This window comes from Pseudomonas sp. LAIL14HWK12:I10, from assembly GCF_900184205.1.
GTDB lineage: Bacteria > Pseudomonadota > Gammaproteobacteria > Pseudomonadales > Pseudomonadaceae > Aquipseudomonas > Aquipseudomonas kermanshahensis.
Map to the genome: position 1 here is coordinate 115,546 of NZ_FXWU01000010.1, position 26,932 is coordinate 142,477.

29 protein-coding genes and 1 tRNA gene are annotated in these 26,932 nt (G+C 63.1%); 4 read left to right on the forward strand and 26 right to left on the reverse strand.

Features of this window, described 5'->3' with window-relative positions; translation table 11 throughout:
• Nucleotides 1-45: 45 nt before the first annotated feature.
• Nucleotides 46-121 (forward strand) — tRNA-Asn (locus QOS90_RS21405).
• 306 nt (nucleotides 122-427) lie between these two features.
• Here the strand turns inward: QOS90_RS21405 and QOS90_RS21410 are convergent.
• From QOS90_RS21410 to QOS90_RS21425, 4 genes are all read right to left on the reverse strand, one after another.
• Complete coding sequence (locus QOS90_RS21410) at nucleotides 428-988, reverse strand: DUF1285 domain-containing protein (protein ID WP_085273685.1); 561 nt, start codon at nucleotides 986-988, stop codon at nucleotides 428-430.
• A 10-nt stretch (nucleotides 989-998) separates the two neighbouring features.
• Nucleotides 999-1,604 carry a DUF4823 domain-containing protein gene (locus QOS90_RS21415; protein WP_085273686.1) on the reverse strand — a complete coding sequence of 202 codons (606 nt, stop codon included), beginning with the start codon at nucleotides 1,602-1,604 and terminating at the stop codon, nucleotides 999-1,001.
• A gap of 66 nt (nucleotides 1,605-1,670) precedes the next feature.
• Nucleotides 1,671-2,639, reverse strand: coding sequence for a GTP 3',8-cyclase MoaA (locus QOS90_RS21420; protein WP_027596089.1), 969 nt, complete (start codon nucleotides 2,637-2,639; stop codon nucleotides 1,671-1,673).
• A gap of 96 nt (nucleotides 2,640-2,735) precedes the next feature.
• Entirely contained in the window at nucleotides 2,736-3,371 is a 636-nt protein-coding gene (locus QOS90_RS21425) for a TetR/AcrR family transcriptional regulator (protein WP_027596088.1), read from the reverse strand.
• Nucleotides 3,372-3,443: 72 nt separating this feature from the next.
• On the opposite strand from QOS90_RS21425, the gene QOS90_RS21430 reads away from it, so the two are divergent.
• Nucleotides 3,444-4,577, forward strand: a complete 1,134-nt coding sequence (locus QOS90_RS21430) for an aminotransferase class V-fold PLP-dependent enzyme (RefSeq protein WP_027596087.1) — start codon at nucleotides 3,444-3,446, stop codon at nucleotides 4,575-4,577.
• Nucleotides 4,578-4,799: 222 nt separating this feature from the next.
• Here the strand turns inward: QOS90_RS21430 and QOS90_RS21435 are convergent, their stop codons facing one another.
• From QOS90_RS21435 to QOS90_RS21490, 12 genes are all read right to left on the reverse strand, one after another.
• Nucleotides 4,800-5,585, reverse strand: a complete 786-nt coding sequence (locus QOS90_RS21435) for a TatD family hydrolase (protein WP_027596086.1) — start codon at nucleotides 5,583-5,585, stop codon at nucleotides 4,800-4,802.
• 29 nt (nucleotides 5,586-5,614) lie between these two features.
• Nucleotides 5,615-6,601 (reverse strand): DNA polymerase III subunit delta', encoded by a 987-nt coding sequence (locus tag QOS90_RS21440; protein WP_027596085.1) that lies wholly within the window; start codon nucleotides 6,599-6,601, stop codon nucleotides 5,615-5,617.
• Complete coding sequence (gene tmk / locus QOS90_RS21445; protein WP_027596084.1) at nucleotides 6,594-7,226, reverse strand: dTMP kinase; 633 nt, start codon at nucleotides 7,224-7,226, stop codon at nucleotides 6,594-6,596. Before tmk ends, QOS90_RS21440 begins: the two co-directional genes overlap by 8 nt.
• Before the next feature lie 9 nt (nucleotides 7,227-7,235).
• Nucleotides 7,236-8,438, reverse strand: coding sequence for an endolytic transglycosylase MltG (gene mltG, locus QOS90_RS21450; RefSeq protein WP_085273687.1), 1,203 nt, complete (start codon nucleotides 8,436-8,438; stop codon nucleotides 7,236-7,238).
• A 4-nt stretch (nucleotides 8,439-8,442) separates the two neighbouring features.
• Nucleotides 8,443-9,258, reverse strand: coding sequence for an aminodeoxychorismate lyase (gene pabC, locus QOS90_RS21455; RefSeq protein WP_085273688.1), 816 nt, complete (start codon nucleotides 9,256-9,258; stop codon nucleotides 8,443-8,445).
• A complete protein-coding gene (gene fabF / locus QOS90_RS21460) occupies nucleotides 9,258-10,502 on the reverse strand; it encodes a beta-ketoacyl-ACP synthase II (protein WP_027596081.1) in 1,245 nt (414 codons plus the stop codon). Before fabF ends, pabC begins: the two co-directional genes overlap by 1 nt.
• Before the next feature lie 188 nt (nucleotides 10,503-10,690).
• Nucleotides 10,691-10,927: an acyl carrier protein gene (gene acpP, locus QOS90_RS21465; RefSeq protein WP_008096410.1), complete on the reverse strand. Its 237-nt coding sequence runs from the start codon at nucleotides 10,925-10,927 to the stop codon at nucleotides 10,691-10,693.
• A 204-nt stretch (nucleotides 10,928-11,131) separates the two neighbouring features.
• On the reverse strand, nucleotides 11,132-11,872 hold the full coding sequence (gene fabG / locus QOS90_RS21470) for a 3-oxoacyl-ACP reductase FabG (RefSeq protein ID WP_027596080.1): 741 nt from the start codon (nucleotides 11,870-11,872) through the stop codon (nucleotides 11,132-11,134).
• A gap of 15 nt (nucleotides 11,873-11,887) precedes the next feature.
• Nucleotides 11,888-12,826, reverse strand: a complete 939-nt coding sequence (fabD, locus tag QOS90_RS21475; protein WP_027596079.1) for an ACP S-malonyltransferase — start codon at nucleotides 12,824-12,826, stop codon at nucleotides 11,888-11,890.
• A gap of 126 nt (nucleotides 12,827-12,952) precedes the next feature.
• Nucleotides 12,953-13,963, reverse strand: coding sequence for a phosphate acyltransferase PlsX (plsX, locus tag QOS90_RS21480; protein ID WP_081717536.1), 1,011 nt, complete (start codon nucleotides 13,961-13,963; stop codon nucleotides 12,953-12,955).
• A 3-nt stretch (nucleotides 13,964-13,966) separates the two neighbouring features.
• A complete protein-coding gene (gene rpmF / locus QOS90_RS21485; protein ID WP_003247154.1) occupies nucleotides 13,967-14,149 on the reverse strand; it encodes a 50S ribosomal protein L32 in 183 nt (60 codons plus the stop codon).
• 13 nt (nucleotides 14,150-14,162) lie between these two features.
• Complete coding sequence (locus tag QOS90_RS21490) at nucleotides 14,163-14,690, reverse strand: YceD family protein (protein ID WP_027596077.1); 528 nt, start codon at nucleotides 14,688-14,690, stop codon at nucleotides 14,163-14,165.
• Nucleotides 14,691-14,786: 96 nt separating this feature from the next.
• Between QOS90_RS21490 and QOS90_RS21495 the strand changes: the two genes are divergently transcribed.
• A complete protein-coding gene (locus tag QOS90_RS21495; protein ID WP_027596076.1) occupies nucleotides 14,787-15,365 on the forward strand; it encodes a Maf family protein in 579 nt (192 codons plus the stop codon).
• 157 nt (nucleotides 15,366-15,522) lie between these two features.
• Here QOS90_RS21495 and sppA read toward each other — a convergent pair whose 3' ends face one another.
• From sppA to rluC, 3 genes are read right to left on the reverse strand one after another with little or no spacing between them, the layout of a single operon-like run.
• Entirely contained in the window at nucleotides 15,523-16,512 is a 990-nt protein-coding gene (gene sppA / locus QOS90_RS21500; RefSeq protein ID WP_027596075.1) for a signal peptide peptidase SppA, read from the reverse strand.
• A 23-nt stretch (nucleotides 16,513-16,535) separates the two neighbouring features.
• A complete protein-coding gene (locus QOS90_RS21505; protein WP_085273689.1) occupies nucleotides 16,536-17,195 on the reverse strand; it encodes an HAD family hydrolase in 660 nt (219 codons plus the stop codon).
• Between the two features lie 3 nt (nucleotides 17,196-17,198).
• On the reverse strand, nucleotides 17,199-18,155 hold the full coding sequence (rluC, locus tag QOS90_RS21510) for a 23S rRNA pseudouridine(955/2504/2580) synthase RluC (protein ID WP_027596073.1): 957 nt from the start codon (nucleotides 18,153-18,155) through the stop codon (nucleotides 17,199-17,201).
• Between the two features lie 801 nt (nucleotides 18,156-18,956).
• On the opposite strand from rluC, the gene rne reads away from it, so the two are divergent.
• Nucleotides 18,957-22,166, forward strand: coding sequence for a ribonuclease E (gene rne, locus QOS90_RS21515; protein WP_027596072.1), 3,210 nt, complete (start codon nucleotides 18,957-18,959; stop codon nucleotides 22,164-22,166).
• Between the two features lie 190 nt (nucleotides 22,167-22,356).
• On the opposite strand, the gene murB is transcribed toward rne, so the two are convergent.
• Genes murB through pocA form a run of 7 tightly spaced genes read right to left on the reverse strand, consistent with a single transcriptional unit; the run spans nucleotide 22,357 to nucleotide 26,903 of the window.
• Nucleotides 22,357-23,376 carry a UDP-N-acetylmuramate dehydrogenase gene (gene murB, locus QOS90_RS21520; RefSeq protein ID WP_085273690.1) on the reverse strand — a complete coding sequence of 340 codons (1,020 nt, stop codon included), beginning with the start codon at nucleotides 23,374-23,376 and terminating at the stop codon, nucleotides 22,357-22,359.
• Nucleotides 23,373-23,837, reverse strand: coding sequence for a low molecular weight protein-tyrosine-phosphatase (locus QOS90_RS21525; protein WP_027596070.1), 465 nt, complete (start codon nucleotides 23,835-23,837; stop codon nucleotides 23,373-23,375). The genes murB and QOS90_RS21525 overlap by 4 nt, the downstream gene beginning before the upstream one ends.
• On the reverse strand, nucleotides 23,837-24,601 hold the full coding sequence (gene kdsB / locus QOS90_RS21530) for a 3-deoxy-manno-octulosonate cytidylyltransferase (RefSeq protein WP_085273691.1): 765 nt from the start codon (nucleotides 24,599-24,601) through the stop codon (nucleotides 23,837-23,839). The genes QOS90_RS21525 and kdsB overlap by 1 nt, the downstream gene beginning before the upstream one ends.
• A complete protein-coding gene (locus QOS90_RS21535; protein ID WP_003247142.1) occupies nucleotides 24,598-24,783 on the reverse strand; it encodes a Trm112 family protein in 186 nt (61 codons plus the stop codon). Before QOS90_RS21535 ends, kdsB begins: the two co-directional genes overlap by 4 nt.
• Before the next feature lie 43 nt (nucleotides 24,784-24,826).
• Nucleotides 24,827-25,837, reverse strand: a complete 1,011-nt coding sequence (lpxK, locus tag QOS90_RS21540; RefSeq protein ID WP_027596068.1) for a tetraacyldisaccharide 4'-kinase — start codon at nucleotides 25,835-25,837, stop codon at nucleotides 24,827-24,829.
• Nucleotides 25,837-26,271, reverse strand: coding sequence for a flagellar polar localization protein PocB (pocB, locus tag QOS90_RS21545; protein WP_085273692.1), 435 nt, complete (start codon nucleotides 26,269-26,271; stop codon nucleotides 25,837-25,839). The genes lpxK and pocB overlap by 1 nt, the downstream gene beginning before the upstream one ends.
• Nucleotides 26,268-26,903 (reverse strand): flagellar polar localization protein PocA, encoded by a 636-nt coding sequence (gene pocA, locus QOS90_RS21550; RefSeq protein ID WP_027596066.1) that lies wholly within the window; start codon nucleotides 26,901-26,903, stop codon nucleotides 26,268-26,270. The genes pocB and pocA overlap by 4 nt, the downstream gene beginning before the upstream one ends.
• Between the last annotated feature and the right edge of the window lie 29 nt (nucleotides 26,904-26,932).

Below are 26,932 nucleotides of genomic sequence, written 5' to 3' on the forward strand. Positions count from 1 at the left end.
GGGAAGCTTGACTTCCCTTTGGTGATCAGTAAGATATGCGCAGATTCCGCGATAGCTCAGTCGGTAGAGCAAATGACTGTTAATCATTGGGTCCCTGGTTCGAGTCCAGGTCGCGGAGCCAAACACTGAAAAGCCCCCGGGTGCGCAAGCAACCGGGGGCTTTTTCGTTGTACGGCTGGAATGTTGCGGCGCCTGGCAGACCGAGCGCCGCCAGCGCGGCGCTTCGCAGCACAAGGCTGCTCCTACATCGGCTCCGGGCCAGTTATTCCTGGAGACTTGGCGCATGCGGTCGCGCGCAAATGCCACAGGCGAGACTGGCCCGAAACGGATGTAGGAGCAGCCTTGTGCTGCGAAGCGCCGCGCGGGCGGCGCTCGGTCTTATTGACACCGACATACTCAAGGCATGCGCATGCCAGCCACACAGGTCTCAGCCGGTACGCCCGATCGGATAGAACTCACCCCGGCTCCATACCCCCAGCCACTCTTCACCACCGATAATACGCGGCACCGCCAGCTCGACCAGTTGGTAGAACACATTGCGATGAATCAGCGCCTCAAGGTTGCTGCGCATCAGTACGTAGGGGGATGGCTCTTGCGTGACAGGATCGAGCTCGACCCGCAATGGGTTATCCGGCCCCGCCTCGACCTGGTCGTCGACATTGCTGGTGAAGCGCAACACTTGCTGCTCGCCCTCGCCCTGCACCTCCAGAGTAACCGCGACAAAGGGCGCATCGTCGACACGGATGCCGACCTTCTCCACCGGGGTTATCAGGAAGTAGTCATCGCCGTCGCGGCGGATGATCGTGGAAAACAACCGCACCATCGGCTTGCGCCCGATCGGCGTGCCCAGGTAATACCAGGTACCGTCGCGGGCGATGCGCATGTCGATGTCGCCGCAGAAGTCCGGGTTCCACAGGTGCACGGGCGGCAAACCCTTCGCCTTGGGGATTTGCGCCAGAAGGTCATTGGCCTTGCCGGAATCGCTCATCACGCTTGCCTCATTCGCTCATGCCCAGAAGGCTCCGAGCGTACTCGCGCATCGGCGCGGCAAGCAAATCTTCCGGCGTATTGTCGTGGAACGTCAACAAACCGCCACGGCTTTTGATGCGTGCGGTGTCGATCAAGTAGCGGGTATTGGTTTCGATCAGCATCATCTGCACCACCCCAGTGTCCCAGCCGAGGCGGTCGACAGCCTGCTCGTCATACCATTCGTCGCCGTTGCCGATGCGGTCATCGGTACGTGCGAAACGGGTGTACAGCACGTAGTCCGCGCCCACCGAGCGGGCCTGGGCGATCGCGTCCTCCAAGCCGAGCGGGCCTTGGGCGCGGCGTACCAGGGGGAAATACTCGACGAAGCTCTTGAAGGCCTGGTCGGCAACCACATTCTGCTGCGGTACTGGCCCTTTACCGGGCGGCACGAAGGCACCCTGGCCAATGAAGATGAACGAGTCGGGCTGCAGGCGGATCGACAGGGTCCTGCGGGTATCGCTGTGGTCGAGCAGACCGGCGTCGCTCATGTGGTAACGGACGCCTTCGCCCATATCGCTGACATTCATGCAGCCGCCCAACGCCATCAGCGCCAGCAGCAAGACCAGGCTACGCATCTTTCCTCCAGTGGCCGGCGACGAAAAACCGGCGAATAGCCGGCGGATGCAGCTTTTGCGCCAGACTCAGCCGCCAATCACCTTCATCACCGTAACACCCCCGGAAAACGCCACATCCTGCTTGTCTGCCAGGGCTTTGACCAGCAGCCGCTGCAAGGCAGGAAGCGCTTGATGACGCGGCTTTTCCAGCAGATCGCCGACAAAGTGGCGGTTGCTCGACGACAGGCAGCCATGCAGCCAACCCGTCGATGACAAACGTAGTCGTGAGCAACCGCGGCAAAACGGCACGCTCTCGTTGGCAATTACGCCAAAATGGCCTTTACCCGGGATCTGGTAACGCAGGGCCGTAGCATCCACCGGCACGTCGACCTGCTCGAAGGCATGCTCGGTACCAATCAGCCCGAGCACCTGGTCGAGGCCCACGAACTGCTGCAAAAAAGCGTTGCGATCACTGGCCAGGTGGCCCATGCGCATGAGCTCGATGAAGCGCAGCTCAAAACCCCGCTCGAGGCAGTAATCCAGCAGCGGCAACACCTGGTCGAGGTTTTGCCCACGCATCGGCACCATGTTCACTTTGATGCGCATGCCCTGCTCGCTGGCGCGCTGCATGCCTGCCAGCACACTGGCCAGGTCGCCACCGCGGGCGATGCGGCGAAACGCCAGCGGGTCGAGGGTATCGAGGGAAACATTCAAGCGGCGGATGCCGGCGGCATGAAGCGCTGGCAGCTTGCGCGCGAGCAACTGGCCATTGGTGGTCAGCGAGATATCGTCGAGGGGGAGTTTGGCAATGGCAGCCAGAAAGCCATCCAGCCGGGGGCTGACCAGCGGCTCGCCACCAGTAATGCGTAAACGCTCGATACCTGCGGCCTCGATGAGGTAAGCAACGCCCCGCGCCAGGGCTTGCGCCGACAGCTCGTCCTGCGCCGCCACCAGGCGTTTGCCAGTGGGCACGCAGTAAGTGCACGCGTAGTTACAGGCAGCCGTCAGGCTGACACGCAGGTTGCGAAAACGCCTGCCTTGACGATCGACGATCATGGATGACTCCAGCATGGATGAAGCGGGGCTGGCAAAACCTGACTCATAAATCAGGTTTTTGCAAGCATCTTGTTCATGCTGGAGCCACCGGACCGGTCAGTGGGTGGGTTCCGGGTCGCGTTTGCGCTTGTTGCCCATGCGTACGCCGATGTCCATGAGGAACTGGAAGAAACCTTCCTGATCTTCAAGCACATTGCTCCAGAACGGCGAGTGGTACAGCGCCACGGCGCCATGTACCAACGCCCAGGCCGCGCAGTAGTGGAAGTACGGCGGTACGTCTTCGAGCTTGCCTTCGCTGATACGGCCCTTGATCAACTGGGTGAGGCGATCGAAGTTGGAGGCGCGGATGCTATGCAACTGCTCGACCATCTCCGGCACCTGATTACCCTTGACCACCTTTTCTTCCAGGCGGTCGAACAGGCGATAGCGCTGCGGGTCGCGCATGCGGAACTCGAAGTAGGCGCGCGACAGGGCTTCCTTGTCACGGTCGACGTCGGCCGAATGCAACAGCTCGTTCAAATCACGCTCGTAGTCGAGCATCAGGCGCAGGTAGATCTCCGCCTTGGACTTGAAGTGCTTGTAGATCGTGCCTTTGCCGATACCTACCGCGTCAGCGATCATCTCGACGGTGACACTGTCTTCACCCTGTTCGAGAAACAGCTTGAGCGCGGTATCGAGGATTTCCTGTTCGCGACGGCGAAACTCACGGACCTTACGAGGTTCTTTCTGCATAGGAAGGACTGGATGACAATCGAAGCGGTTTATTATGCCTATCTTGCGGGAAATTGCACGGATCATCCAACCATGTCTATGTTTCACGATGAGTTCGACCATGCCCCGGGGCTGCGCTACCTGAACCACGCCGCCATCGCCCCCTGGCCACGGCGGGCTGCCGAGGCAGTGGCCCGCTTCGCCCGCGACAACGTTTGCCTAGGTGCCAGCGAGTACCCATCCTGGCTGGCCACCGAGCGACGCCTGCGCGCGCGGCTGGCGCGGCTTATTCATGCGCCCTCGCCTGGCGATATCGCCCTGGTGAAGAACACCTCAGAAGGGCTGTCGCTGGTCGCCTTTGGGCTGGACTGGGCAGCGGGCGACCAGGTGGTGATCAGCGACGAGGAGTTCCCCTCCAACCGCGTGGTGTGGGAGGCGTTGGCCGACCGTGGCGTGCAGGTGATCGAGGCCAACCTGGCCGGCCCAGACCCCGAAGCCACCTTGCTGACGACCTGCGGCCCGCGCACCCGGTTATTGGCGGTCAGCGCGGTGCAGTTCGGCAGCGGCCTGCGCCTGGACCTGGCGCGCCTGGGAGAAGGTTGCCGGGCGCGTAATGTACTGTTCTGCATCGATGCCATTCAGCAGGTCGGCGCCCTGCCCTTCGACGTACAACGCTTTCAGTGTGATTTTGCCGTGGCCGATGGCCATAAGTGGATGCTCGGCCCTGAGGGGCTGGGGATGTTCTATTGCCGCGCCGCGCTACGCCCGCAACTTGAACTCAATGCCTATGGCTGGCACATGCTGGAACACCTGGGCGACTTCGACCGACGCCAATGGCAGCCCGCACACAGCGCGCGGCGTTTCGAGTGTGGCAGCCCGAACATGCTCGGCGCCCATGCGCTGGAGGCAAGCCTGTCGCTCCTGGAGGAGGTCGGTATCGGCACGGTCGCGCAGCAATTGCAGCAGCGCGTGGCCCAGTTGTATGAAGGCTTGGCATCAGTGCCCGGTGTTGTGCTGCACACCCCGGCTGACCCAGACAGACGAGCGGGCATCGTCACATTCAGTATCAAAGGGCAGGCCAGCGTGGACATCCACAAGGCCTTGATGGCCGAGCGCACAATTTGCGCTTTGCGCGGCGGCGGTGTGCGATTTTCACCGCATTTCTATACCAGTGAGCAGCTGATCGACGAAACTGTTCAGCAGGTGCGGCGCCTGGCCATGCACTGAGAGTGCAACGGAACGCGGGCGTATTCCAAATCTGTTTAAAAAACGACCAACAGCCACTGGCACTGCGCCAAACCTGACCAATACTTGAAGTGTTGGCGCGGCGCATCCCCCCCAAGTGGCGCGCCGATAAAGGTGCTCAGGGACCGCGTACCTTTGTTTTACTCCTAATGGTCTTAACCCGGATTCCCTCCCCCAGAACCCGGGTTTTTTTTGCCTGTGGCGCTACCCGGCCACGCGAGCCAGCGGGAACAACCGCTTGAAGTTGGCGGTGGTCTGCTCCGCCAACTGCTCATAACTGGCCCCTCGCAACGAGGCGACGTATTCGGCCACCTCACGCACATACTGCGGCAGGTTAGGCTTGCCCCGGTGCGGAATCGGTGCCAGGTACGGCGAATCGGTCTCCACCAGCAGGCGGTCGACAGGCACCTGGCGCGCCACCTCACGCAAGGCATCGGCATTGCGGAAGGTGACGATGCCCGACAACGAGATGTAGTAGCCCAGGTCCAGCGCCGCCTTGGCCATGTCCCAGTCTTCGGTGAAGCAGTGCAGCACACCGGCCTGGGGCAGGTTCGCCTCGCGCAGCAGCGCCAGGGTGTCGGCCCGTGCAGCACGGGTATGCACGATCACCGGCTTGCCGGTCTGGCGCGAGGCCTCCAGGTGCAGGCGAAACGATGCCTGCTGCAACTCGGCGGCTTCCGGCTCGTAGTGGTAGTCCAGGCCGGTTTCACCGATCGCCACCACATGCGGATGCGCCAACTCACGCAATAGCCACTCCAACGCCGGGGTTTCGCCCGGTGCCAGGTCGAGCGGGTGCACCCCCACCGAACAATCGACATCGGCGTACTGCTCACTCAGCGCTTTGACCGCACCAGCGTTCTCGGCGCTGACGCCAATGCACAGGAAGTGCCCCACCCCGCGCTCACGCGCGGCTTGCAGGGCGGCATCGAGGGAGCCCTGGTGGGCGCTCAGGTCAAGACGGTCAAGGTGACAATGGGAATCTACGAGCATGGGATAACGGCACACATGAAAAGGGAAAGTCAGCGGGCGCCTGGCAACTGCTGCCAGTGCGCCAGCAGCGCTTCGAGCAGCAGGGCGCGGTTCAGGTTAGCCTTGCCCAGCACCTTCTGGCGCTGTTCCAGGATCCACGCCTGCACCTGAAGCACGTTGGCCTGGCGGCTCTTTTGCGCCAGGTACTGCACAACCTTGCGCATATCGGCCAAGCCTAACCCTTCTTCGTCCTGGGTCAACTGATAGCGCAGGATCAGGTGCGACCAGTCACAGAACCAGTCGAACAACAGCAACAACGGCACGCCATTCCAAGCCTCTGCTAACTGACTGGGCGATTGCTGCTGCTTGAGCAGTTTCTTCACCCCGTCGGTGACCAACGCACGCTGCTCGCGCACACCCTGCGCCTGCAAGCTCACCGCCATCAATGGCGAACCAGCGGCCAGGGTCAACAACTCATCGCGCTCGGCTTCATCGCTGTCGGCCAGCGCATGGGCCAGCCAGGCTTGGCTCTGTGTCACGCTGGGCTGCGGACAAGCGACCTGCTGGCAACGGCTCTTGATGGTCGGCAACAGGCGGCTGGGCTGGTGCGTGACCAACAGCAGAACGGTGTCGCCAGAGGGCTCTTCAAGGCTTTTGAGCAGGGCGTTGGAAGCGTTGATGTTCATTGCCTCGACCGGCTCGATCAACACGACTTTGCGCCCACCCAACTGCGCAGTCTGCACCACGAAAGCCACCAACTCGCGCACCTGGTCGACCTTGATCGGCTTGTCAGCCTCTTCTGGCTCCAGTACATAGTTGTCCGGGTGGCTACCGGCCTTGAGCAGCAGGCAGGACTTGCAGCTACCACAGGCATCCAGGCCTTGCGGCTGCTGACACAGCAGGCGCGCCATCAGCCGCTCGGCCAGGGCCCGCTTGCCAATGCCCTGCGGCCCATGCAGCAGGTAGGCGTGGGCGTGCTGGCTGCGACCGGCCAGCTGCTGCCAGATGGCCTGCTGCCAGGGGTAGGCTTCAGCCACGGCAACGCTCCAGAATACCCGGTAGCAGCGCATCGATGGCGCGCTGCACGGCCTCCAGCGGTTGCGCGGCGTCCAACAGGCTGTAGCGCTGCGGCTCACGATGGGCACGCTGCAGGTAGGCTTGGCGCACGGCCTCGAAGAACGCCTGGCCTTCCTGCTCGAATCGGTCCAGGCGGCCACGCGCAGCGGCGCGGGCGAGGCCGACTTCTACGGGCAGGTCAAATACGAGTGTCAGGTCAGGGCGCAGGTCGCCCTGGACGAATTGTTCCAAGGTGGCGATACGCTCGACGGATAACCCGCGACCACCACCCTGATAGGCGTAGGTGGCATCGGTAAACCGATCACATAACACCACGGCGCCGCGGGCCAGCGCAGGACGGATCACCTGCGCCAGGTGCTGGGCGCGCGCAGCGAACACCAGCAACAGCTCGGTATCGGCCGCCATGGATTCATCGCTGGGTGCCAGCAACAGTTCACGCACCTTCTCGGCCAGCGGCGTACCGCCCGGCTCGCGGGTCAGCAACACATCCAGGCCTTGCTCGCGCAGGCGCGCCGCCAGGTATTCACGGTTGGTGCTTTTGCCCGCGCCTTCGGGGCCTTCCAGAGTAATAAACAAGCCGCTCACAGGCAGTCCTTAATGTTGTTCGTCGGGCGTCGGCGCAGTGGCCGGTGCATCGACGGGGGCAGGGTCGCTGGCCGGGGCGGCATCCTGCGCGGGCGCCTCATCGGGCTCAGGCTGCGCAGTCGGCTGGTCCGCTGCGGGCGTCTCGGGCTCCACGGCCTCCCCCGCTCCCGGCTGGGCCTGCGGAGCCGGGCTGGAGCGGTAATCCGCCCGCCGCTTGAGCTGGAACTCGCGCACCGCCGAGTTGTGATCGTCCAGGTCGTCGGAGAACACGTGGCTGCCATCGCCGCGAGCGACGAAATACAAGCTGGTGCCATCAGACGGATTGAGCGCAGCGTGAATCGCCTCACGGCCGACCATGGCGATAGGCGTCGGCGGCAGGCCGGTAATGGTGTAGGTGTTATAGGGCGTTGGCTCACGCAGGTCGGCGCGGGTGATTTTGCCGTTGTAGCGCTCGCCCATGCCATAGATCACGGTCGGGTCGGTCTGCAGCATCATGCCCAGGCGCAAGCGCCGCACGAACACGCCGGCAATCTGCCCACGCTCTTGCGGGATGCCGGTTTCCTTCTCCACCAGCGAGGCCATGATCAGCGCCTGGTAGGGGTCGCGATAAGGCAGGTCGGTGGTGCGTTCCGACCACTCTTTGGCCAGCACTTCGTCCAGGCGCATGTAGGCCTGCTGCAACAATTCGATGTCGCTCATGCCACGCACGAAGCGATAGGTGTCCGGGAAGAAGCGGCCTTCAGGGAACACCCCAGTATGGCCAAGCTTGTCCATGACCTCGGCGTCGGTCAGGCCGTCCAGCGTGTGCTTGAGCTTTTCGTGCTTGGCGATCGCCGAGCGTACCTGACGGAAGGTCCAGCCTTCGACCAGGGTCAGGTTGTACTGCACGACATCGCCGCGGCGCCACGCATCGAATAACTGCTCGACCGTCATGCCCGGGGTCAGGCGGTACTCACCGGTGTGCAGGGGCGTACCGGCCATGTTGAAACGCCAGTAAAGCCGCAGCCAAAAGGCGTCATCGAGCAACCCCTCGTTCTGCATGCGGTAGAACATGCGGTTGGGGTTGGTGCCATTGGGCACATCGAGCAGGCGCTCCTGCGTCACGTGCAAGGGCTGCTCCAGGACCGAGTTGACCTTCCAGGCCGACCAGCCGAATGCCAGGCCAGCCAGGATCAACCCCATTTCCAGCAGCAGCAGGAATTTGCGTCTCACGAATTCAGGTATCCAGTAACGTACGGGCAACGGCCTGCAGTTTACGGGTGAGTGGGCCTGGCGACCAGTTCAGCGCGGCAATTCCCCGTACGGGCCAGATCCCATAGACACTGTTGCAAACGAATACTTCATCCGCCTGCTGCAGTTCATCGAATGCCAGGTCACGAACCTGGACGGGAATGGCCAGCGCCTGGGCCTGCTGCAACAACGCGGCACGCATCACGCCCGCGACGCCGCATCGGCTGAGGTCTGCGGTCAGTAGCACGCCGTCACGCACCAGGAAAAGATTGCTGTACACCCCTTCGACCACCCTGCCCTGCCCATCTCGCATGAGGCCTTCGGCATACTCGCTGTCCTGCCATTCGGCACGCGCCAGCACCTGCTCCAGGCGATTGAGGTGTTTGAGCCCGGCCAGCAGCGGTTGTTCCCCAAGCCGGGTCTGGCACGGGAACAAACGCACACCACGCTCGGCATGCTCGACAGGATAGCTGGGCAGTGGGCTGCACTGAAGGATGCGCCGTGGCGCGGCACCGGCAACCGGGGCATAGCCGCGCTGGCTGTCGCCACGGGTCAGGATGAGTTTGGCGACGCCATCACCGAGCTGGCTGGCGTAACGCAGGAGCTCGTCTTCAACCAACGCCAGGTCGACGTCGATTGCAAGGCGCTGGCAACCCAGGGCCAAGCGTGCGAGGTGGCCCGCCAGCAAACTGGGCCGGCCACCGCGCACGGCGATGGTCTCGAACAGACCATCGCCGTATGCCAGGCCGCGGTTTTGCAGGTTGACTGCATCCGCCGGCTGGCCGTCGACCCAGCTGTGCATCAACCGGCGAACCGGCGGAACACCAGCGAGCCGTTGGTGCCACCAAAGCCGAACGAGTTGGACAGCACCACATCGATCGGCATGCTGCGCGCCTGGTGCGGCACGAAGTCCAGGTCACACCCTTCGTCCGGCTCGTCCAGGTTGATGGTCGGCGGCGCCATCTGGCTGTTGATCGCCAGCACGCTGAAGATCGCCTCCACCGCGCCAGCAGCACCCAGCAGGTGGCCAGTCATCGACTTGGTCGAGCTGACCGCGAGCTTGTAGGCATGCTCACCGAACACACGCTTGATCGCCGCCACTTCGGCGATATCGCCGGCCGGGGTCGAAGTGCCGTGGGCGTTGATGTAGCTGACCTCTTCAGGCTGGATACCCGCATCGCGCAGGGCATTGGCCATGCAACGGGCAGCGCCTTCGCCGGTATCGGGTGGCGAGGTCATGTGGTAAGCGTCGCCGCTCATGCCGAAACCGACCAGCTCAGCATAAATGGTCGCGCCACGGGCCTTGGCGTGCTCGAGTTCTTCCAGCACCAGGGCACCGGCACCGTCAGACAGCACGAAGCCATCACGGCCTTTGTCCCAAGGACGGCTGGCACGGCTTGGCTCATCGTTGCGGGTCGACAGCGCACGCGAAGCACCGAAGCCGCCCATGCCCAAGCCGCAGGCGGCCATTTCGGCACCACCGGCGATCATCACGTCGGCTTCGCCATAGGCGATGTTGCGCGCGGCCATGCCGATGCAGTGGGTGCCCGTGGTGCAGGCAGTGGCAATGGCGTAGTTCGGGCCCTGCAACCCCAGGTGGATCGACAGGAAACCGGAGATCATGTTGATGATCGAACCCGGCACGAAGAACGGCGAAATACGCCGCGGGCCCTGCTCGTGCAGGGTCCGGCTGGTTTCTTCGATGTTGGTCAGGCCACCAATACCCGAACCCATGGCCACGCCAATGCGTTCACGGTTGCTGTCGTTGACCTCCAGGCCCGCATTACGCACGGCCTGGAACCCGGCCGCCAGGCCGTACTGGATGAACAGGTCAAGTTTGCGGGCCTCTTTGGCCGACAGGTACTGTTCGACCTCAAAGCCTTTCACCGAGCCGCCGAAACGGGTGGAGTAGGCAGACAGATCCGTATGTTCGATCGGACCGATGCCACTGCGGCCAGCCAGAATGCCCTGCCAGGTGCTCGGTACATCGGTACCCAGTGGCGACAGCATACCCATACCGGTGACCACGACGCGTCTACGCGACACAGTACTCTCCTTTTCTAATAACAGAGTCTCTTGGCATTGCATTCATGCGATGGAATGGAATGACAACAGGCTCTCGGTGCGCGGTGAACGATACCCTTGAGCTGAAGGCAGGGGGCTCGCAAAGAAAAAACCGCACGCCAGCAAAGGCAGTGCGGTTTTTCCCGACAAGAAGCGTCGACTACTGCGTCTTAGGCCTTGTGGCTGTTGACGTAGTCGATAGCGGCTTGAACGGTAGTGATCTTCTCGGCTTCTTCGTCAGGAATCTCGGTCTCGAATTCCTCTTCCAGAGCCATCACCAGCTCAACGGTGTCAAGCGAATCGGCACCCAGGTCATCGACGAAGGACTTCTCGTTGGTCACTTCCTCTTCCTTGACGCCCAGTTGCTCGGCGACGATTTTCTTGACGCGTTCTTCGATGGTGCTCATACCTAGTTTTCACTCCTAATGGACATATGTCAGGCAGCTGGCCGGTGACCAATTTTATAGAAAGACGTTCGCTTTTCAAGCTAAACGCACCTTCGGATTAGTCACCGCACCCGCTGCCTGGAATCTGGTTGCAGCTTTATAACGGATTTTAGGCTCGCAGTATGACTCTTTTTTTACGAAATCCGTCACATTGAGTTGCAGTTGTTACATGTACATCCCGCCGTTGACCGGCACCGTAGCGCCGGTCACATAGGCTGCGCCGTCGGAGGCCAGGAAGGAAACCACCTTGGCGATTTCCTCAGCCTGGCCCAGGCGGCCCAGCGGAATCTGGGTCTGCAGGGCTTCGCGCTGCGCTTCTGGCAGCTCGCGAGTCATGTCGGTGTCGATGAAGCCCGGGGTCACCGAGTTGACGGTGATACCACGCGAGCCCACTTCACGCGCCAGGGCGCGGCTGAAGCCTTCGAGGCCGGCCTTGGCCGCCGCGTAGTTGGCCTGGCCGGCGTTGCCCATGGCACCGACAACCGAGCCGATGCTGATGATACGACCCCAACGCGCCTTGGTCATGCCGCGCAGCACGCCCTTGGACAGACGGTAGAGGCTGTTCAGGTTGGTGTCGATCACATCGAACCACTCGTCGTCCTTCATGCGCAGCATGAGGTTGTCGCGGGTGATGCCGGCGTTGTTGACCAGGATGGTCGGCGCACCGAACTGTGCGCTGATGGCACCCAGCACCGCTTCCACGGACTCGGCGCTGGTCACATTCAGCTCCATGCCGGTGCCGGCGATGCCGTGCTCTTTGAGGGTGGCGGCAATGCGCTCGGCGCCGGAAGCCGACGTGGCGGTGCCGATCACGGTCGCGCCCTGGCGGCCCAGTTCGAGGGCAATGGCCTGGCCGATGCCACGGCTAGCGCCGGTGACCAGTGCAACTTTACCTTGCAGGCTCATGCAAGCTTCTCCAATTCAGGCCAGCGCCGCACGGGTGGCGGCGACGGCGTCAGGGGTATTGAGGTTGTAGGTGGTGACACCGTCGGCGCAACGCTTGTTGAGGCCGGCGAGGACTTTGCCCGGGCCGCACTCGACCAGGTTGACCGCGCCATTGGCGGCTAGGGTCTGCACGCACTCGACCCAGCGCACGGGCTGGTAAAGCTGTGCCAGCAGGTCATGCTTGAGCGCATCGAGGTCGGCGGCGATAGCGGCGGTGACGTTCTGCACCACCGGGATCTGCGGAGCCTTCCATTCAATGGCGTTGACCGATTCGGCAAAACGCTCGGCAGCCGGCTTCATCAAGGCGCAGTGCGACGGCACGCTGACCGCCAACGGCAGGGCGCGCTTGGCACCGGCCTCTTTGCACAGCGCCATGGCACGGTCCACGGCAGCCGTGTTGCCCGCGATCACGACCTGACCTGGCGAGTTGAAGTTCACCGCGCTGACCACTTCATCTTCGGCGGCCTTGGCACAGATATCGACCACTACGGCATCGTCCAGGCCGAGAATCGCGGCCATGGCGCCGTGACCGGCAGGCACGGCCTCCTGCATCAGTTCGCCACGGCGCTTGACCAGCTTCACTGCATCTTTGAGCGACAGGCTGCCAGCGGCAACCAAGGCGCTGTATTCACCCAAGCTGTGGCCGGAAACGAACGCCGGCTGCGCGCCGCCCTCTTCCAACCACAGGCGCCACAGGGCGATCGAGGCAGTGAGGATGGCCGGCTGGGTCTTGTCGGTTTGGTTGAGTTGTTCTTCCGGGCCTTCCTGGACCAGCTTCCACAGGTCATAGCCCAGAGCCTCGGAGGCCTCCTTGAAGGTCTCAACGATCACCGGCTTTTCGGCGCCCAATTCTTTGAGCATGCCGAGCGACTGGGAACCTTGACCGGGAAAGACGAATGCGAGGGATGCAGACATTGAACAAGCCCTTATGATCTTGTCGTCGGATAGGGTGCGCCGGGCATCAGCCTGACGCGGAATCTGAAAACTTGGATGGAGACGCGGACCAAGCGGTCACATTTAAGCACTTCATCGGCGAATTGCCTAAGGCAACAGGTCTTCAAGGCGGCCATGCAGCCGCTGCGGCAAGTTTTCCTGAATCTCGATCAGCGCCCGCTGAATCGCACTCTGAAAGCCCTGCACCCCTGCCGAACCGTGACTCTTGATGACGATCCCCTGCAAACCCAGGAAACTCGCACCGTTGTGCCGCGCCGGCGCCAGGTCGGCCTGCAGGCGCTTGAGCAGTGGCATGGCCAGCGCGCCGGCAGCGCGCGACAACACGCCACCCTTGAACAGCGTCTCGATGCGCGCAGCGATCATCGTCGCCAGGCCCTCGCTGGATTTGAGCAGGATGTTGCCGACAAAACCGTCACACACCACCACGTCAGCCTCGCCGCGGTACAGGCCATCGCCTTCGACGAAGCCCACATAGTTAAGCCCACGGGCGTTCTGCAGCAAGGTGGCCGCCAGCTTGACCTGCTGGTTGCCCTTGATGTCCTCGGTGCCGATATTCAACAGCGCCACGCGCGGCCGATGCACACCCAGCGCCTGGGCGGCCACCGAGCCCATCACGGCGAACTGGAAGAGGTTCTCGGCACTGCAATCGACATTGGCACCCAGGTCGAGCAACTGGCAGTACCCCGCCTGGGTCGGGATCGCCGCCACCATGGCCGGCCGATCGATACCCGGCAGGGTTTTGAGCACGAAACGCGACAACGCCATCAGCGCCCCGGTGTTGCCGGCACTCACGCAGGCCTGGGCCTTGCCGTCACGCACCAGTTCGAGCGCAATGCGCATCGACGAATCCGGTTTGCCACGCAACGCCTGGGATGGCCGCTCGTCCATGCCAATCACCTCGCTGGCCGCGACAATCTGCAGGCGCGCGCGATCCGCCGCCGCAAGGCCGCTGACAAGATCTTCAAGGAGGGAGGGTTGACCGACGAGGGTCAGGTGCAGCGAGGGAGTAGCCGAAAGGCAGGCAATGCTAGCCTGGACAATGCTGCGGGGACCGAAGTCCCCGCCCATTGCGTCGATCGCGATGATCTGAGCGGACAAGGATTACTCGTCAGCGCCCTTGTCGACCACTTTGCGACCACGGTATACGCCTTCTGGCGATACGTGGTGGCGCAGGTGAACTTCACCGGTGGTTTTCTCTACCGACAGCGCGTTTTCCGACAGAGCGTCGTGCGAACGGCGCATGTCACGGGCAGAGCGGGATTTTTTGTTCTGCTGAACAGCCATAATTGATTAACTCCTAAACGTTTGGGTCACGCTTTAACTGCGCCAAAACACTGAACGGGTTGGACCGCGATACCTCGTCCTTGCTCGAATCGGGCTCGTCTGCGCCCGCCGGCTGCTGGCATTCTTCCGGATGATGAGCAGGCACGATTGGCAAGGCGAGCAGAAGCTCCTCCTCGACCAGCGCCTGCAGATCCAATGGATCTTCGCCCAGTTCCAGCACGTCATAGCCTTTCGGCAACGACTGGGTATTCGCACCCTCCTTCACCACGGCGTAAGTACATTCGCTGTGGATCGGCAGGGTGACCAGCTCAAGACAACGCTGGCAAACCATCTTGACCTCGACGTCGAGCTCGCTGTGGATAACCACCACGTGCTGTTCATCTCGTTCAAAATTTAACTTCGCCTGCACCGTACCGACATTGTCGGAAAGCGGGTCGCAGAGTCTTTCCAAATCAGCGAGTTGCAGCGAACCGTTAAGGGTTACGCCACGATCGGCTAATTTGCGCGGGTCAACGTGAGGTGGAATCGGGTCATTCAACATAGGCGCAGCATTCTAGGGATGCCCCCCGCACCTGTCAAAGGAAATTAGGCGGCATGTTGCATGTTAGAATTTGGTTCAACTGACCAGGAGTCTACCATGCTTCCCTTATTACTGGCTTCCAGCTCCCCTTATCGACGCGAACTGCTCGCCCGCCTGCGCCTGCCATTCACCTGCGCAAGCCCCGATATAGACGAGCAGCGGCTGGGTGACGAGCCTGCCGTGGAGCTGGTACGGCGCCTGGCCAGGCAAAAGGCTGAAGCATTGGCGGGCAGCCACCCTGGGCACCTGATCATCGGCTCTGATCAGGTCGCCGTGCTGGGTGAACAGATCCTGGGCAAGCCACACACCTTCGCCCGCGCCTGCGAGCAGCTGCTGGAGGCGAGTGGGCAGCAGGTGACTTTTCTGACCGGGCTGGCACTGCTGAACAGCGCCACGGGGCACTGCCAGGTCGATTGCGTGCCCTTTACCGTCACCATGCGTGAATTGGACCGCAATCGGGTCGAGCGCTATGTAACGGCAGAGCAGCCACTGGATTGCGCTGGGAGCTTCAAGGCGGAGGGACTGGGGGTGAGCCTGTTCCAAAGCACGCACGGGTGCGATGCGACCAGCCTGGTGGGGCTGCCGCTGATTCGGCTGGTGGATATGCTGATGAAGGAAGGGGTGGAGATACCTTAGGCTCAACATTTGTGGCGCTTATGAGATTGAGCGCCGCCTGCGCGGCGCTTCGCAGCACAAGGCTGCTCCTACAGTTGTTTCGGGCCAATTATTTCTGGGACATGGGCGCGCGGGCGGCACCTGATCTCACAGGCACCAAAACTGCGACGGCGAACCCTCAGCGCAACGACGGCCCCTGGAACCCCATATACATCGCCAGATGCTCCGCCACGCTAGCGCCCAGCCGCTTCGAGAAGCGATCGAACGGCGATTCCTCGACCGTGAAATCCACCAACTCCTTTTCGCCGACAATCTCCCGCGCGACATAGCTGGCACTGCCCAGGCCATCCACCAGCCCCAGCGCCTTGGCCTGCTCGCCGGTCCAGATCAGGCCACTGAACAGCTCCGGGTGCTCTTTGTCTTTCAGGCGGTCACCCCGCCCCTGCTTGACCATGGCGATGAACTGCTGGTGCGTGGTGTTCAGCACACCCTGCCAGAACGCCCGCTCTTCCGGCTTTTCTGGCGAGAACGGGTCCAGGAAGGCCTTGTGCTCGCCTGCAGTGTACGTGCGTCGCTCGACCCCAAGCTTCTCCATCGACCCGACAAACCCGTAACCCGCTGCCGTCACCCCGATGGAGCCGACCAGGCTAGCCTTGTCGGCATAGATCTCGTCCGCCGCACTGGCAATGTAGTAAGCACCGGAAGCGCCCAGATCGGTAATTACCGCATACAGTTTGATGGCCGGGTACTCGGCACGCAGGCGACGAATCTCGTCATAGACATAACCCGCCTGCACCGGGCTGCCGCCTGGGCTATTGATGCGCAGCACCACCGCCTTGGTCTTGGCGTCCTTGAACGCCTCACGCAGGCTCTTGACGAGGTTATCGGCACTGGCAGCCTCCTGGTCGGCAATCACGCCTCGTACTTCGATCAGCGCTGTATGGCTGGCACTGCGCGAAGCCGCCTTGTCCATGTCCATCAGCGGCGTGAACAGCACCAGCATGCCGAACAGGTAAACGAAGGTCAGCAGCTTGAAGAAGATCCCCCAGCGCCGCGCGCGACGCTGCTCCTGGACGCCCGCCAGCAGGGTCTTCTCCAACAGCTTCCAACTCTTGCGCTCTTCGCGCTCCTCGGGTTCGGACTCAGGGGCTTTCCATTCGTCTGCCATGCTTACCTGCCTTGGGCGTGAAATTACGCGGAACGGCCCAGCCACTCACGCAACTGGGAAAAATGATCGATGCACAGCTGCGGGCCGAATTCGGCCAATGCCTGCAACGACATCGCGCCATACCCGACAGCCACCGAATGCATGCCAGCATTGCTGGCCATCTGCAGGTCGAACGCCGAATCGCCGACCATCAGCGCACGTCCTGGTTCGACACCACAATGGCCGAGAATTTCCTCGAGCATCAGCGGGTGCGGCTTGCCACGGGTCTCGTCGGCAGCACGGGTGATGTCGAAGAACTGCTCCCAGCCATTGGCCTTGAGCACCCGATCCAAGCCGCGACGCGCCTTGCCGGTCGCCACCGCCAGGCGGTAACCCTCGGCACGGAAGGCATCCAGCGATTCGACCACGCCCTCGAACAACGGCGAGGGCTGCTGGTCGAGTGCCATGTAGATGTCGGCATAGTGCTGCCGGAAGCGCTCGAGCGCTGCCGGCGCCAGGTGCGGGTACAGGGTATGGATCGCCTCACCCAGGGCCAGGCCAATGATGCCCTTGACCGCCTCTTCGTGGCTTGGCGCCTCACCGGCACGCTCAGCGGCGGCATTCATGGCCTCGACGATGCGGCCAATGGAGTCGGCCAGGGTGCCATCCCAGTCGAAAATCAGCAGTTCATACGGCTTTTTCATAGATCAGGACGCACTCAAACGCTCAACCGTCTTAGCCCACACCTCATCCACCGGCGCCTCGAGCTTGAGCTCACCGCCATCAGGCAGCGGCACAGTCAGGGCGTAGGCATGCAGGAACAAGCGCTTGCCGCCCAGCTCGCGGATTTCGCGGCTGAAGTCTTCATCGCCGTACTTGCTGTCGCCTGCGATCATGTGCCCAGCATGCAAGGTGTGCACACGAATCTGGTGAGTACGACCGGTGATCGGGCGCGCCTCAACAATGGTCGCGAACTCGCCAAAACGGCGCAGCACGCGGAACAGGGTCAGCGCTTCCTTGCCCTCGTCATTGACCTCGACCATACGCTCGCCAGAACGCAGGTTGCTCTTGAGCAACGGTGCGTTGACCTGCTTCTTGGCGGTCGGCCAATGGCCGCGCACCAAGGCCATGTAGCGCTTGTCGACACCGTCGCCACGCAATGCGGCATGCAGGTGGCGCAGCATGCTGCGCTTCTTGGCGATCATCAGCAGGCCGGACGTGTCGCGGTCCAGGCGGTGCACCAGTTCAAGTTCCTTGGCGTCCGGGCGCAGTTGGCGCAGCGCCTCGATCACACCAAAGCTCAGGCCACTGCCGCCATGCACGGCGATACCGGCCGGCTTATTCATCACGATCAGCGCTTTGTCTTCATAGACAATCGCCGCTTCCAGGCGCTGCAACAGGCCTTGTGCCACCGGCGCAGGCGCATCACGCTCGGGCAAGCGGACGGGCGGCACCCGCACGATATCGCCGGCCTGAATCTTGTACTCAGGCTTGACGCGTCCCTTGTTGACCCGCACTTCACCCTTGCGCAGGATGCGGTAGACAAGCGTCTTGGGCACGCCCTTGAGGGCCGTGATGAGGAAATTGTCGATGCGTTGGCCGGCAAGCTCCGGCGCGACTTCGATCAGCTGAACGCCGGAAGTCGGAGGGGTATTGGTCGTCATCAAGGGATCATAACAATTTTTTATGGAATTGAAGCACTTAATCATTGCTGCTATAGTCGCGAACGCCGCCAAAAGCGGCAGGCCAGCGGCACCAGGCTCTTCGCCGGTCCCTGACCTTCGCAATTCTCCAGGACGCGAGGCCGTCCTACGGGGTTTTCGCCAGTTTACCGAATTGCCTGGAATCGCCACCAGCGCTGTGTAGAGAAGACCGAAAAAAAACGACAAGTGCGGTGTTTCACCTGCTTACCCGATTCTTTTCGCTGCACCTCTGCCCGCCTCGTCGCTTCCACGCAACGCACGGCGAATGCTTCGGAAATACCTGCCTTGGACATGAATGGCGCCAGCGCGGAACCCGCGCTGGCGAAAAATGCAACCCGTTGCGGATTCAGCGCGCGGCAGCACCCGAATTATCAGGGATACGTGCAGGGTGGAGATGCACAGCCCTCGGACCGTGTAGCACCGCGTCCGGCCACCGGCCCACTGACATGGGCGGCGAGCGGATAAGGTCCTGAAACAGATGCCTCCGGGCGTCCACGGCTGAAGGTTGATTCCTCCTCCTGACTGAGTGCACTTGGCCCGCTGGGTTGATTCGGATACCTATTCGAAAGCCACAAGGGCCTGGTAGGCACCGCAGCAAACAGGACGCGTCGTCGTGACAACGGCAGGCTGGGCAACCGGCTGGTGCCGAACGTCGCTCGACACGGGGGTGGCCCCGCCACCCTTTGCGCACCTTGGCACCGACCATGAGACGTCGTGTGTGCCGAACGCCGTTTCCGGCAGCCCGGAAACCGACGGTACAACATGAAAAGAATGCTGATTAACGCAACTCAACCCGAAGAGTTGCGTGTAGCCCTGGTGGACGGCCAACGCCTCTACGACCTGGACATCGAGTCCGGCGCCCGTGAGCAGAAAAAGGCCAACATCTACAAAGGCAAGATCACCCGCATCGAACCTAGCCTCGAAGCCGCCTTCGTCGACTTCGGCTCCGAACGTCACGGCTTCCTGCCGCTGAAAGAAATCTCCCGCGAGTACTTCAAGAAGTCCCCCGAAGGCCGCGTCAACATCAAGGACGTCCTCAGCGAAGGCCAGGAAGTCATCGTCCAGGTCGAGAAGGAAGAGCGCGGCAACAAAGGCGCCGCCCTCACCACCTTCATCAGCCTGGCCGGCCGCTATCTGGTGCTGATGCCCAACAACCCACGCGCTGGCGGCATCTCCCGCCGCATCGAAGGCGAAGAGCGCAACGAGCTGCGCGAAGCCCTGAACGGCCTGACCGTGCCGGGCGACATGGGCCTGATCGTGCGCACTGCCGGCCTTGGCCGCAGCAGCGAAGAAATGCAATGGGACCTCGACTACCTGCTGCAGCTGTGGACCGCCATCAAGGAAGCCTCCCTTGACCGCGCCGCGCCATTCCTGATCTACCAGGAAAGCAACGTCATCATCCGCGCCATCCGCGACTACCTGCGCCAGGACATCGGCGAAGTGCTGATCGACAGCATGGACGCTCAGGAAGAAGCCCTGACCTTCATCCGCCAGGTGATGCCGCAGTACGCCAGCAAGGTCAAGCTGTACGAAGACAGCGTCCCGCTGTTCAACCGCTTCCAGATCGAAAGCCAGATCGAGACCGCCTTCCAGCGCGTCGTCGACCTGCCGTCCGGCGGTTCGATCGTGATCGACCCGACCGAGGCCCTGGTCTCCATCGACATCAACTCGGCGCGCGCCACCAAAGGCAGCGACATCGAGGAAACCGCCCTGCAGACCAACCTGGAAGCGGCCGAAGAAATCGCCCGCCAACTGCGTCTGCGTGATATCGGCGGCCTGATCGTCATCGACTTCATCGACATGACCCCGGCCAAGAACCAGCGCGCCGTCGAAGAGCGTGTGCGTGAGTGCCTTGAGGCCGACCGCGCCCGCGTTCAGGTTGGCCGCATCTCGCGCTTCGGCCTGCTGGAAATGTCCCGTCAGCGCCTGCGCCCATCGCTGGGCGAAAGCAGCGGCATCGTCTGCCCACGCTGCTCGGGTACCGGCATCATCCGTGACGTCGAGTCGCTGTCGCTGGCCATCCTGCGCCTGATCGAGGAAGAAGCGCTGAAGGACCGCACTGCCGAAGTGCGCGCCCAGGTGCCGATCCCGGTCGCTGCTTTCCTGCTGAACGAGAAACGCAACTCGATCACCAAGATCGAACTGCGCACCCGTGCACGCATCATCATCCTGCCGAACGATCACCTGGAAACCCCGCACTTCGAAGTCCAGCGCCTGCGCGACGACAACCCGGAAGTGCTGAACAACCTGTCCAGCTACGAGATCGCTGCCACCGAAACCGAAGAAGCGCCGCAGCCGACCGCCACCCGCACCTTGGTTCGCCAGGAAGCCGCGGTGAAGACTGCCCCGGCCCGCGCCAACGCGCCGGTGCCGAGCACTGTCGAAGAGCCGCAGCAGCCTGCCGCACCGGTAGCCCCAGCGCCAAGCGCCCCAGAGCCAAGCCTGTTCAAAGGCCTGGTCAAGTCGCTGGTCAGCCTGTTCGCCGGCAAGGACGAACCGGTCGCCGCACCGGCCGTCACTGCCGAAAAACCAGCCGCTGAACGCACCCCGCGCAACGAAGAGCGTCGCAACGGCCGCCAGCAGACCCGCAACCGTAACGGCCGCCGCGATGAAGAGCGCAAGCCACGCGAAGAGCGTGCCGAGCGCGCACCACGCGAAGAGCGTCAGCCTCGCGAAGAACGCGCACCACGTGAAGAACGTGCCCCGCGAGAAGAACGTGCACCGCGCGAAGAGCGCCAACCACGTCAGCCTCGCGAAGACCGTCGTGGCAACCGCGAAGAACGCCCGGTACGCGAACTGCGCGAGCCGCTGGAAGCCACGCCGGCGCCCGCTGCCCGTGAAGAGCGCCAGCCACGTGAAGAGCGTGTAGCCCGTGAAGAACGCGCCCCACGCGAAGAGCGTGCACCGCGTGAAGAACGTGCCCCTCGCGAAGAGCGCGCGCCACGTGAAGAACGTGCTCCGCGTGAAGAGCGTGCCCCGCGTGAAGAACGCGCACCTCGCGAAGAACGCGCACCACGTGAAGAGCGTGCCCCACGCCCACCGCGTGAAGAGCGCCAGCCACGTGCCAGCGAAGAAGCCACCGAGCAGGCTGCAGAGCTTGCCGAAGAGCAACTGCCGAACGAAGAGCTGCTGCAAGACGAGCAGGAAGGCGCCGATGGCGAGCGTCCGCGCCGCCGTTCCCGCGGCCAGCGTCGTCGCAGCAACCGTCGCGAGCGTCAGCGCAATGCCAACGGTGAGCTGATCGAAGGTAGCGAAGACGACGGCAGCGAAGAGCAGCCACAACAGCACCAGGCCAGCGAGCTGGGTGCCGAACTGGCTGCCGGCCTGGCTGTGACCGCGGCTGTTGCCAGCAGCAGCATCAGTGCCGATGCCGAAGCCCAAGCCAATCAGCAGGCCGAGCGCGCCACCGCTGAAGTCGCCGAAACCGACACCCGCGAAGTCGCCAAGCCCGCCGAGCAGGTCGAAGCCGTTGTGCAGGCCGAGGAAGTCACCATTGCTCCGGTGGTCGAACAACCTGTCAGCGAACCCGTAGTGGTGGAAGCGACTGCCGAACCTGTGGTTGAAGTTGCGCCACAGCCGGTCGTGGAAGAAGCCCCCGCGGCCGAACCTGCAGTGGTTGCCGAAGCCCCAGCGGAAGCTGCAGCGGTCGAAGCCGGTGAAATCGAAAAGTCCCCGGCCTTCATCGAACAAGCACCGGTCATCGAAGCACCTGCTCCGCTTGCCGAAGCCCAGCCTGAAGTGGTCGTTGAGCCTGCTCCAGTTGCGGTAGAGCCTGCACCGGTCGAAGCACCTGCGGCGGTCGAAACCGCCACTGTGATGCTGGCAAACGGCCGCGCGCCTAACGACCCACGCGAAGTGCGTCGCCGCAAGCGTGAAGCCGAGGCTGCTGCCAAAGCCGCGCAGGAAGCTGCTGCATCGACGCAGGAAACTGCCCTGGAAACCGCTGATGAACACAAACCTCATCACGGCTGATAGCCAAGGCTGAATGAAAAAGCCCCGCCAGTGCGAACTGGCGGGGCTTTTTCTTGCTTGCCTCTATTCAGGCCTCAACCCGAAACAGGTAGGAGCAGCCTTGTGCTGCGAAGAGGCCAGTGTAAACACCAAAGATCTGCGGTGATTTCACCGGCCTCTTCGCAGCGCAAGGCTGCTCCTACAGCACGCCTCAGTACAGGTTAGGCTCCATTTCCAGCTCAACCCCGAATCGCTCGTGGATATCTGCCTGAATCCGCCGCGCCAGGTCATGCAGCTGCGCCCCGCTCGCCTGACCATAATTGACCAGCACCAACGACTGCAACCGATGCACGCCGGCATCGCCATCGCGATAGCCCTTCCACCCCGCCTGTTCGATCAACCACCCTGCCGCCAGCTTCACCTGGCCATCGGCCTGGAGATAAGCCACGACACCCGGGAACTGCCCCCGTATACGCTCGACAAGCGCGGCAGACACCACTGGGTTCTTGAAAAAGCTCCCGGCATTGCCCAACTCGGCTGGGTCCGGCAACTTCTCGCGGCGAATGCTGCAGATGGCATCACTGATCGCCTGCGCACTCGGCTGCGCTACGCCCTGCTCCACCAAACGCTGGCGCACAGGGCCATAGTCCAGGTGGGCTTGCAGCGTGTGGGCCAGCATGAAGCGCACGCGTAAGATCAGCCAGCGCCCAGGGTTACGCTTGAACAGGCTGTCGCGGTAGCCAAAGGCGCATTCTTCCAGCCCAAAGTCACGCAGCTCGCCGGTCTGGCGGTCCAGCGCAGTCAAGCCGGCGAACACGTTCTTGATCTCGACGCCATAGGCGCCCACGTTCTGCATGGGCGCAGCGCCCACCGTGCCCGGGATCAGGCTGAGGTTCTCCAGCCCGCAAAAACCTTGTGCCAGCGTCCACTGCACGAACGGGTGCCAGGGCTCGCCCGCCTCGGCTTCGACCACAACGTGCTCACCGTCATCGCTGAGCACGCGGCGGCCACGGCTGGCCATGTGCAGCACCAACGCGTCGACATCACCGGTCAGCAGCAGGTTGCTGCCACCGCCAATAACCAGCACCGGCACGCCTCGGCGGTGCGCTTCGGCCAGCGCATCACGCACCTCGTCGTCATCATGCACCTGGCTGAAATGCCGGGCCCTGACGTCAATGCCAAAGGTGTTGTAAGGCTTGAGCGAAACGTGCTCCTGCCACAGCGCTGTCATAACCGCCCCTTGATTTCCGCGACCAACGCTTTGCACGCTTCCTCAATCAGGTCCAGGACCTGCTCGAAACCCTCCGCGCCGCCGTAGTACGGGTCTGGCACTTCATCGAGTTTCGCGCCATAGCGGCGCAGGAACAGGTCGAGCTCGCCGGGCGAAGACTGCGGGCGCATGGCACGCAAATGGCTCAAGTTGCTTTCGTCCATGGCCAGGATCAGGTCGTACTCGGCAAAGTGGGCCACATTGACCTGCTGTGCGCGCTGCTGCGAAAGGTCGTAGCCCCGCGCCAGAGCGGCCTTGCAGGTGCGGCTGTCGGGCGCCTTGCCGACATGCCAGTCACCGGTACCGGCAGACGCCACGTGCACCTGCTCGGCAAGCCCCGCGGCCTGCAACTGATGGCGCAGCACGCCTTCGGCGGTAGGCGAGCGACAGATGTTGCCCAGGCAAACGAACAGGACGCGCATCAGGCCTCCAGCAAGCGCCGTACGCGCTCCAGGTCTTCAGGGGTATCGACACCCACCGCGGGCGCCTCGAGGGCGTCTTCGACATGAATGCGCACGCCATGCCACAAGGCACGCAACTGCTCCAAGGCTTCGGCTTGCTCGAGCCAGCACGGGCCCCAACCGACGAAGTCCTGAAGGAAGCCCACGCGGTAGGCATACATGCCGATGTGGCGACGATAAGGCACGCCTTCCGGCAGTTGCTCGCGGTTGGCGGCGAAGGCATCACGCGCCCAGGGCAGCGGCGCACGGCTGAAGCTCAGGGCCAGGCCGTTCTTGTCGCAGACCACCTTGACCGCATTAGGGTTGAACACCACCTGTGGCTCGTGGATCGGCTCGGCCAAGGTGGCGATACCAGCTTCCGGGTGGGCCGCCAGGTTGGCCGCCACCTGGTCGATGATCACCGGCGGAATCAGCGGCTCGTCGCCCTGCACGTTGACCACGATGGCGTCGGCGGGCAGCCCGAGGTGCGCTGCCACTTCGGCCAGGCGGTCGGTACCGGATTCGTGGTCGGCGCGAGTCAGCAGCACTTCGGCGCCAAATGCCTGGCAGGCCTCGACGATGCTGGCGTCATCCGTGGCGATGACCACACGGCTGGCCGCGCTCTTGCGCGCCTGTTCCCACACGTGCTGGACCATCGGCTTACCGGCGATCAGCGCCAGCGGCTTGCCCGGCAGGCGCGAAGAGCGCAGGCGGGCGGGGATCACTACCGTGTAGTCCGGGCTCATTTGTCCAGGCGCTCATCGTCGGTCAAGGTACGCGCTTCGCTTTCCAGCATCACCGGGATGCCGTCGCGAATCGGGTAAGCCAGGCCCGCGCCCTTGCTGATCAGCTCGGTCTTGTCGGCGCTGAGCTTGAGCGGGCCCTTGGTGATCGGGCAGGCCAGGATATCGAGCAGTTTGGTGTCCATGGAAGCTTCCTTGAGGCCAGGTGGCCGGAAATTGAAAAGGGGCTCAGGGCGTTGGGTGCCCAGGCAGCAGGCGCTGCAACTGGCTGTCGAACCAGGCGCTGAAGGCAGGCGACGGCTGCGCCTCGACGGCCAGGTACCACCAGTCGTCAGCGGCGAAGGCACGGCATTTGACTGCATCTTTCTCAGTCATCACCAACGGTAACGGCGGCGTGAACGACAGGCGCTCGGCGCTGAACTGCGCATGGTCTGCGAACGGGTGCGGCACCGGCTGCCAGTTTAGCCCTTGCAGGGTATTGAAGAAACGCTGCGGGTTACCGATGCCCGCCACCGCGTGCAGGCGCTGGCCAGGCGGGAACAGATTCACGCCACGCCGCTCACCGCTGCGCACATTGACCAGTGCCGAGGGCTGCAAGCTGAAGGCAAAGCCCGCGGGTGAGTCGGCGCGAGCACCGTTGAACAGCACTGCGTCGGCTTCTTGCAGGCGCTCGGCCGGCTCGCGCAGCGGCCCGGCGGGCAGGCAGCGGCCATTGCCCAGGCCGCGGGCGGCGTCGATCAGCACCAGCTCCAGGTCTCGCGCCAGGCGGTAGTGCTGCATGCCGTCATCGCACAGGACCAGGTCAAGCGGCTCGCTGGCCAGCAGCGCCTGCACCGCGCGCGACCGATCGGGGTCGATCATCAACGGTACGCCCGTGCGCTGGACGATCAACAGCGGCTCGTCACCAGCCTGGTCGGCAGCCTGGTCGGCCTCAACGCGCCAAGGCAGGTGGGCTGGCTTGGCGCCATAACCGCGGCTGACCACACCGACCTTAAGCCCCTGCCGGCGGCAATGCTCGATCAGCCAGAGGATCATCGGCGTCTTGCCAGTGCCACCCACGGTAATGTTGCCCACCACGATTACCGGCACCGGCGCGCGGTAGCTGGCACTTTCGCCACTGAGAAACCGCGCACGCTTGCGCGTCACCACGCGGCGGTACAGGGCTTCAAGCGGGCGCAGCAGCGCCAGGGCCGGGTGCCCGGCGTACCAGGCGGCGAGCAAACGGTCGGCAAAGGCCATCAAGGCGTCCCCTGGGCTGCCTCGACGGTGGTCATGCGCAACTGGCTGAAACCGAGCTTGCCGGCCGCATCCATCGCGGTCACCACGGCCTGGTGCGGTGTCTTGCCGTCGGCGCTGATCGCCAGCGGTAACGTGTGATCACCGCCCGACTCGCGCTCGATGGCCTCGCTCAAGGTGGCCAGGTCGCTTTTGGGCAGCAGGTTGTTGTTGACCGAATACACGCCCTCGGCGCTAATGGTGACTTCCACCAGCTTGCGCTCATCGGCCGGCGGCTGCTCGGCGTTGGCGGCCTCGGGCAGTTCGACGCGCAGTTGCGTCTCGCGGGTGAAAGTGGTGGTGACCACGAAGAACAGCAACAGGACGAACACCACGTCGATCAGCGACGCCAGGTTGATGTCGACGTTTTCCCGCTGGCGGTTGCGCCGAAACTTCACGCCTTGCCTCCGGCCACTTCGACTTCACGGTCGCCCTGGATCACTTCCACCAGTTTGATCGCCTCTTGTTCCATGCCAACCACCAGCTCATCGATGCGGCGCAGCAGGAAACGGTGGAAGAACACCGCCGGGATACCGATCATCAAGCCGGCTGCGGTGGTGACCAGGGCCTTGGAAATACCCCCGGCCAATACGGCAGCGTTGGCAGTCATCTGCGAGCCCATGAAGGCGCTGAAAATGTCGATCATGCCCAGCACGGTGCCCAGCAGGCCCAGCAACGGGGCCATCGCGGCAATGGTGCCGAGGGTGCTGATGTAGCGCTCCAACTCGTGGATGACGCGCGATGCGGCCTCCTCGATGCACTCTTTCATGATTTCGCGGCCATGGCGCGAGTTGGCAAGGCCTGCGGCAAGGATTTCGCCCAGCGGCGAATCGGCGCGCAGGGCCTTGAGCTTGTCACTGGTGAGTTGCTTGTCCTTGATCCACATCCAGACCTGGCCTAGCAGGTGTGGCGGGGTCACGCGACTGGCGCGCAGGGTCCACAGGCGCTCGACGACGATAGCCATGGCAACGATGGAACTCAGAATGATCGGCAGCATCATCCAACCACCGGACTTGACCAATTCCCACACAGTAAACGCCCCTTCGGAAAAAGGCCGCC